Origin of the sequence: Arthrobacter sp. H5 (assembly GCF_000520595.1) — a bacterium.
Lineage (GTDB): Bacteria > Actinomycetota > Actinomycetes > Actinomycetales > Micrococcaceae > Arthrobacter_D.
In genome coordinates this window covers 1-6,729 of record NZ_AZSC01000347.1, presented here as the reverse complement: position 1 = coordinate 6,729, position 6,729 = coordinate 1, and the positions used below count along the sequence as shown (strand labels likewise).

8 protein-coding genes are annotated in these 6,729 nt (G+C 60.5%); 5 read left to right on the top strand and 3 right to left on the bottom strand.

What is annotated here, in order from left to right; translation table 11 throughout:
- Both Y708_RS0101320 and Y708_RS22135 read right to left on the bottom strand, forming a co-directional pair.
- Window positions 1-747: IS1380 family transposase (locus Y708_RS0101320; RefSeq protein WP_035774952.1), on the bottom strand; the 747-nt coding region annotated here is incomplete at its 3' end.
- 855 nt (window positions 748-1,602) lie between these two features.
- Window positions 1,603-2,412, bottom strand: a complete 810-nt coding sequence (locus Y708_RS22135) for a PH domain-containing protein (RefSeq protein WP_216699706.1) — start codon at window positions 2,410-2,412, stop codon at window positions 1,603-1,605.
- An 853-nt stretch (window positions 2,413-3,265) separates the two neighbouring features.
- Between Y708_RS22135 and Y708_RS22130 the strand changes: the two genes are divergently transcribed.
- The 3 genes from Y708_RS22130 to Y708_RS0101285 are packed head-to-tail and all read left to right on the top strand — an operon-like array spanning window position 3,266 to window position 5,120.
- Window positions 3,266-3,643: an aldo/keto reductase gene (locus Y708_RS22130; RefSeq protein ID WP_051478399.1), complete on the top strand. Its 378-nt coding sequence runs from the start codon at window positions 3,266-3,268 to the stop codon at window positions 3,641-3,643.
- A 51-nt stretch (window positions 3,644-3,694) separates the two neighbouring features.
- The gene (locus tag Y708_RS22125; protein ID WP_051478398.1) at window positions 3,695-4,678 is read left to right on the top strand and encodes a GlxA family transcriptional regulator; all 984 of its coding nucleotides are present in this window, start codon (window positions 3,695-3,697) and stop codon (window positions 4,676-4,678) included.
- A 25-nt stretch (window positions 4,679-4,703) separates the two neighbouring features.
- Complete coding sequence (locus Y708_RS0101285; protein WP_028278536.1) at window positions 4,704-5,120, top strand: CoA-binding protein; 417 nt, start codon at window positions 4,704-4,706, stop codon at window positions 5,118-5,120.
- Between the two features lie 4 nt (window positions 5,121-5,124).
- Here the strand turns inward: Y708_RS0101285 and Y708_RS0101280 are convergent, their stop codons facing one another.
- Window positions 5,125-5,952 (bottom strand): DUF1206 domain-containing protein, encoded by an 828-nt coding sequence (locus Y708_RS0101280; protein ID WP_028278535.1) that lies wholly within the window; start codon window positions 5,950-5,952, stop codon window positions 5,125-5,127.
- Window positions 5,953-6,016: 64 nt separating this feature from the next.
- On the opposite strand from Y708_RS0101280, the gene Y708_RS0101275 reads away from it, so the two are divergent.
- Window positions 6,017-6,403 carry an MmcQ/YjbR family DNA-binding protein gene (locus Y708_RS0101275; protein ID WP_028278534.1) on the top strand — a complete coding sequence of 129 codons (387 nt, stop codon included), beginning with the start codon at window positions 6,017-6,019 and terminating at the stop codon, window positions 6,401-6,403.
- Window positions 6,400-6,729: DUF1990 family protein (locus tag Y708_RS0101270; protein WP_028278533.1), on the top strand; the 330-nt coding region annotated here is incomplete at its 3' end. The genes Y708_RS0101275 and Y708_RS0101270, both read left to right, overlap by 4 nt.

Sequence of the window (6,729 nt, the reverse complement as noted above, 5' to 3'; positions counted from 1 at the left end):
ATCGGTGAGCCAGTTCAGGAATTCGTGGGTGCCGCCGGCGGAATCGGTGCGGATCATCGTGGAACGCCCGGACCGGTACCCGTCCGGCAGCTGGGCCAGGGCGGCTTCGGTGACTTTGATGTGGTCCGCGGCCGTGTTGGAGCCGGCGTTACCGGGCCGAAGCAGCATGGCCAGGGGTTCCCCGGTCCCGTCGGCGCCGTGGTCTACGAATGCGGCCAAAGGGTGGAACCCGAAGCCCTTCTTATAGGTGGGTTTCGCGTTTTCCTTTTCGCTGTGGGCGGTGACCAGTGAAGCGTCCAGGTCCACGACCACCGGTGCCGCAACGCCGGCCCCGGCCACGGGCGAGCCGTCCCCTGCTGCCTCCCAGGCCCGGGCGCGTATCCGGGCGCGGGCAGCGTTGATGGCTTTCAGCACGACGGTGTTGTCTGCGCCGAGGTCCCTGATCAGCCGGGAGACGGTCGGGTCCGAGGCCACGGGGCCAAAGACGCCCGGCTGGGTGCGTAGCCGGTCCACGTCGGCCAGGCAGTCTCCACCCATGGCAAGGCTCAATGCCTGGTCGAGGAGGATTTTGCCCGGGTCGTGCCGGGCAAAGGGTTTACGCCACGGCGCCAGCGCCTGGCTCATTGCCCTGGGCAGGCCGAGCGTTGTGGCGGTTTCGGTCAGCAAGACGGCCCCGGCCTGGGACACGATCCCGGTACCGTGCCCGTCAACACCGATGCCAGGGTAATAGCCGGTAGAATTCTTCACCAAGAGGGTGTCTCCATGATCCGTTGAAAAAAACAGTGTGGTAACTACTATTTTCGCAGGTCAGAGGCACCTTCTGCCTTTTGAACACGCCCCTGGACTCCGCTCCTCATGAAAGGGCGAGGCTAGATAACGGTCTCTATGCGTGGGTCGCATCAGCCACCGGGCAAAATCCGCCTCCGCTGGCTGAACGAATCCAATACCCAATCTGCTCGACGGCGAAGGAATACGCTAGCCAACGCAAGCGGTTATCTGGCGTTCCGAAAGACATTCTGGATAAGGTTGAGGCAGCTCAGCCTTATCAGTCTCCTCACGGGCCGGAAAGCAACCTCTTCTATTGGATCCATGAGCTTGCCCGCACCGATCGACACCGAAGCCTTCACGTGGGGTTGGGAAGGGTCGGCGTGCATCGAATCCGTCTACGCCTCCCCGACGGCGTAACGGCTACTTTTGACGAGTCAGTGAAGCCATACCACCAAATCGTTGGCGAGCTGGTAGTCGGACGTTTCACCACGAGCAATATAATTTCGCGCTTCGCTGTTGAAGCTGACCTTACTGGGGTAGGGATCGACCCCGAAATCCAAGCCTGGGCCGGATTCAATATGGCAGGACAGCGGCCATCCCTGCAGAAGCGGATGACCTACACAGAGCTCTTCACACGCGACAACCTGGAGAACATGGCCTTGTTCAGTGGCATCAAACCACTTGGCGGTTTCACAACCTTGGACCCAGCCGCCCGCAACGTGAGCTGTGACGAACCCACTCAACGTTAAAACGGGCCGGATTCTTACTGGGAATTCCACAGGTATGGCACCGCATTGCCGAGAAAATTGTGCTTGCGCTTGGTCGATTGCTGGTTTATCCCTGGGAGGAGAGGATGACTGTTTTTTGTGCTTGAAACTCTTCGTCGTTCAGAATCCCCTTCGTGTGGAGTTCGGCGAGGCGCTCAAGTTGTCCGATGACATCGACCGTCGGTGTTACCGCTGGCTGATGGGGTGCGGGCGCAGTCTGGGCTGCACGGATCGCACGAATGAGTGAGTCGCCCTGCCCGTGTCCGAGCGCTGTGATCGCCGCCTTTGTTCCGGAGTGGTTGATGCTTAGGGTTTCGCCCCCGAGCGCCTTCTTCAGATCGATTGCTTGGATGGCTCCGAGTGAGAAGGATGTGAGATCTTCCGAACCGATGCTTTTCTCCATGAAGAGCAGCCGGCGGTCCGTTGCCGCAGCGATTCCTGCCTTATTCTCGAACCTGCCCACTCCGATTGCGTTCACTATCTCACCGCGGTCTAGAACATTGGCGAGGTGGGCGATTTCCTTACGGCCGAAGATGCGAAGGGCTACGCGACTCGCCGCTTCCTGTATTCCATGATCATCAAGAAGGCCTTCCGGGAGCCCATCGGAGATTTTGATCAGGTGCTTGTAGTGCTTGTTCCCAAGTCCGTCGACACGCCACTCGATGTGAGTCTTACTGGCGTCTTGAATAATGGCGCCGTTGATCTTCGCGGCCCATTGATTACTGAAAAGTGCTTGAGAGACATCGACAGCGATCTCGTTCGGACTTAAAGACTTCACGGTGAACTTCGCCTGTTGAACGGCCGGAGGGGGCACCTCAAGGGCCGTTTTGAGGTCAGTGAGCAAGGTCCATTGGACTGTCCGGGAAATTGTTGCCATGCCAGAACTGTAACCCAGCCGAGGCCGTGAAATCAGGGTGAACATACTTAACGGCGAAGCTCGTCGCGCCTCCACTGGCCCACGTGAGGTTTCAACCTGTTTCACATCAAGCTGCGGGCAGTTTGGCGGGTTTCGACTAAACCGGTTGATTCAGCCATAGGGTCAAAGATGACAGGTCGATCGATGCGCTGGTATCGGCAATTCGCTGTAAACGACCTACTGTCTGAGCCGTTGGCTAACATCAAAGCATGGCTAACCTCCCTGAAACTGAAATTCCGGATCTTCGGGAATACCTTTACGTCGACAGTGCTCGCGTTCGGATGCTTGTATCGCAGATGAGGGGCGGGGTCCCCGAATCCTCTACATCAAAAAGCAGCCGATCTCAGAAGCTAATGCTGGGCTTGAAGGCTCTTGGTGCTGAGCATTCGAAGGATCGTTCTTCCGAGGACGTTATAGCGCTGAGCCTGGTCGGTGAGCGTTTATGCGAAACCAGGTGTTATGAACACCTTTACCGAACCCGACGGTATGTTCATCTTGAAGGGGTGACCCCGTAGATCGCCCGTGGGCACTTGTCAATGGCCCTTGACATCGGTGATTTGGAAGCCGTTGTGAACATACTTGAGCTACGGGCAACAGATTGGCGGGGTTTCAACAATGCCCGCGAGATCGGTCGGATGCTATTGCGCAGTGGTGGAGTGACGGTTCGCGGTGCGGTCATAAGATCGGATACGCCTGCGGTTTCCGATTCGCAGGGCGGGGTTTCGATGCAGACGCTCGCGCGTGAGATCGATCTTCGATCGGTCGAGGAAGCGGACGCACTGGCTCATCCGATGCCGCCAACGCGGACACGCTAGTGGACCGCAGTGCAGCGCCGTTGATTGAAGACGCCGTCGAGCGTGGGATGGCGGTGTTCAACGCGGCACCCTTCGGCGGCGGTCTCCTTGCTCGGGGCTCCGCAAGCGGTGCAACCTACGCCTATACCGACGCCCCGCCGGAACTTCTTGCCTGGGTTGCACGCGTGGAGGCCCTGTGTGCGGACCACGGCATCGATCTCCCGACGGCGGCTCTGCAGTTTTCGCTGCGCTCGCCGCTGGTCGATTCCACCGTCGTCGGAATCTCGTCGATCAAACGCATTGCCCAACTGGAACGGATGCGCACAACCGACGTGCCGGCGTCGTTCTGGGATGATCTCGCGGACCTTGGCACCCCACCTTCCACCATCACCGACTGACAGTGCTGGCGGGATCTTACGCAAGCGCCGATTTTCAGCCATACTGGACTCATGCTCAAGAGCGTTGCTGTGATTGTTCAGCCAGGGCTGGCGCCCTTCGAATTCGGGGTTGCATGCGAGATTTTTGGCATAGACCGTTCCGGGCGAGGTGATCTCCCCGCGTTTGATTTTCACATCTGCGCTCCCAAGCCCGGAGTGCTGCCCACCAAGACCGGGTTCTCGGTTGTGGTCACCGAGGATCTGTCGGCCACCGAGCGGGCAGACCTGGTGATAGTGATTCCCGCGTCGGGCGACAGTACCGCCACCGCCGCTGTGCACCGGGCACTCCAAGCGGCTCACAGGCGCGGCGCATGGATTCTCTCGGTGTGCAGTGCTGCGTTCATGCTTGCAGAGGCGGGGCTGTTGGACGGGCGGCGGGCGACCACCCACTGGATGTACTCCCGCCAACTGGCGGACCAGTATCCGCAGGTCGCAGTGGACGAGAATGTGCTTTACGTCCAGGACGGCACCATTATCACCAGCGCCGGTACCTCGGCCGGCATCGACGCGTGTTTGCACTTGGTCAGAATGGAACTCGGCGCGGCGGCGGCCACCTCAATTGCACGCTCCATGGTGGTGCCGCCCCACCGGGCCGGCGGACAGGCACAGTACATTGACCGGCCTCTGACTGTTGTCGAATGCGACACGTTGGAGGACGTGCTGGTCTGGATGGAAAGCAATCTCGAACGCGAGCAGCCGGTCGGCGAACTGGCCGTCCGCGCGCATATGTCCGAGCGAACCTTCGCGCGCCGGTTCAAGGCAGAGACGGGAACCACCCCCACGGCCTGGCTCAACGCGCAGCGTGTGCTGCGGGCACAGGCGCTGCTGGAGGAGACGGATCTGGGCATCGACGCGATAGCCCGCGGATCCGGTTTTGGACAGGCTGTACTGCTCCGTCACCACTTCCACAAGGCCCTGGGCACTTCCCCGGCCATGTACCGGCGGACGTTCCGTGGATCCGGAACAGTCAGGGCAAAACAGTCCGTCCCAGTCTGACCGCCAACTGAAAGGCAGCACGGCCGTGCCCCATGAAAATGACCCCGACCTGATCCGAAAACTCCTGTCCAGACCGGCGCGCTGGGCCGTCGTCGGGCTGTCCAATAATCCACGGCGCGTCGCAATGGGCGTCTCACGCTTCCTGATGGACGGACTGGACATGCAAATTGTGCCGGTCAGTCTCAAGGGCGACGACGTCTACGGTCAAAAGGGCTACACAAAACTGGCCGATATCCCTGGCGACATTGACGTGGTGGACTGCTTCGTTAATTCAACCAAGGTGGGCGCCGTGATTGACCAGGCCATCGCCGTCGGTGCGAAGGCCGTCTGGCTTCAATTGGGCGTCATCGACGAGGCAGCTGCCCAGCGCGCCGCCGACGCGGGACTGGACGTTGTGATGGATACCTGCCCCGCAATCGAGGCACCGCGAATGGGACTTTGACCGGCTACATTTTGGCGAGTGGAGCCCGGACTATGTTGTACAAGCCGTAGGCAATCAGGCCCAACGCAATCACGCCGAGGACCACCGCTCCAAACGGCTGTTCCTGCAGCGACTTCAGAGCGCCGTCGAGCCCGGTTGACTCCTCTGGGTTGTTAGTGGCCGTGGCAACGATGAACAGCAGGCCAAGAACAGCCAAAGCCACACCCTTGGCTATGTACCCCGTCATCCCGAGGACACGCAGCACGGTGTTCCAGGGAGCCCGGGGAGTCTTCCGGAGATCCTTGAGGAAGCCCTTGGTTGCACCCTTGTAGACGTAGTACCCGCCGATGGCTATGACGCCGATCCCCACCAGGATGAGCAGCACTGCACCAGCGGGGTTGGCCATCAGCATCGAGGTGAAAGTCTGCGTGGTCTGGCCGCTGTCGGTGGATCCGCCGAGTGCGTAGATGCCGAAAGTGATCCCAACGGCAGCGTAAACAATCGCCTGACCGATGGCCTTCAGCCGCTTGCCCCACTTGTCCTTCTTCTCCAAGCCCTTCCACGCGAAGGCTGCTTCGCTCAGCTGGAACAGGGCCAGAGCGATACATCCGATAAAGCCGAACCACAGGAGGAAAATCCCGCCCGGTTGGCCCGCCAGCGCCGCCATCGCGCCGGACTGGTCGGCGCTTCCGCCGCCCCCGGTGGCAATTGTCACCGCAATGATCCCGATCAGAATGTGCATCAGACCGTTCGCCGCGTATCCAACCCGTGCCGCCGTCTCAAAAGCTTTTGATTCGGACACGTCTTCCGCGCCGCCGGCTGCCTTTTTGGCCTGCCTCTTGACCTCGCCCATTGAAAAATCTCCTCGCAATAAGTGTTGTATTCATAGTCTCACCGACCGGGGGTACGCTCATCATGTGGACGCAGAAAAGTTGCAAAAAACCTGCCTCGATCTGCCCGGCGCCTTCGAGGATTTCCCTTTTGGCCCGGAAGCCTCTGTGTTCAAGGTCCGCGCCGCGGGCGGTCCCGCAAAGATGTTTGCTCTGGCCGACCTCGACCACCCAAAATTGTCCGTGAGTCTCAAATGCGAACCGGCGCTGGCTGAGCAGCTCCGGGCGGCCCATCCGGAAATCGCCGGGGCGTATCACATGAACAAAACGCATTGGAACGGCGTGGACTGCACCGGCAACCTCCTCGATGACATGATCCGGGACATGATCGAGGATTCCTATGACCTTGTGGTGGCCTCCTTGACCCGGAGAGACCGCGAAGCGCTTGGCTGGAGCAGGCTGGCACAGGGTTGATCAGCCCGGAGTACACCTACCCGGAAACCGGCCTCACCCAATGGGGGCGGTGGCCCGCCGGTTTCCGTCCTCTCCGCCATCGGATCGACGTTGGACACGGCCAGGATTCCTTCAACAGACTCTCCGGAGCCATCCTTGGTTGGGATCTTCACCGGTGCGCGGGCCTCAGCGTGCGCGCTGAAGGTGATCACGCCGTCGTCGGCTCCGTGGTAGTGCCGGGGTTTGGTATCGGCAGGCTGCGGATCCCCGTGCCTTGCGCTGTGGTGTGGGTGGAGAACATAGCGGACGACGAAGGCGCGAGTCGCGCCGGGTTCGGTTACGGCACG

Coding starts and splice junctions, on each gene's coding strand:
- Y708_RS22135 (WP_216699706.1), bottom strand. CDS start 2,412: ATGGCAACAATTTCCCGGACAGTCCAATGGACCTTGCTCACTGACCTC.
- Y708_RS22125 (WP_051478398.1), top strand. CDS start 3,695: ATGCTCAAGAGCGTTGCTGTGATTGTTCAGCCAGGGCTGGCGCCCTTC.
- Y708_RS0101280 (WP_028278535.1), bottom strand. CDS start 5,952: ATGGGCGAGGTCAAGAGGCAGGCCAAAAAGGCAGCCGGCGGCGCGGAA.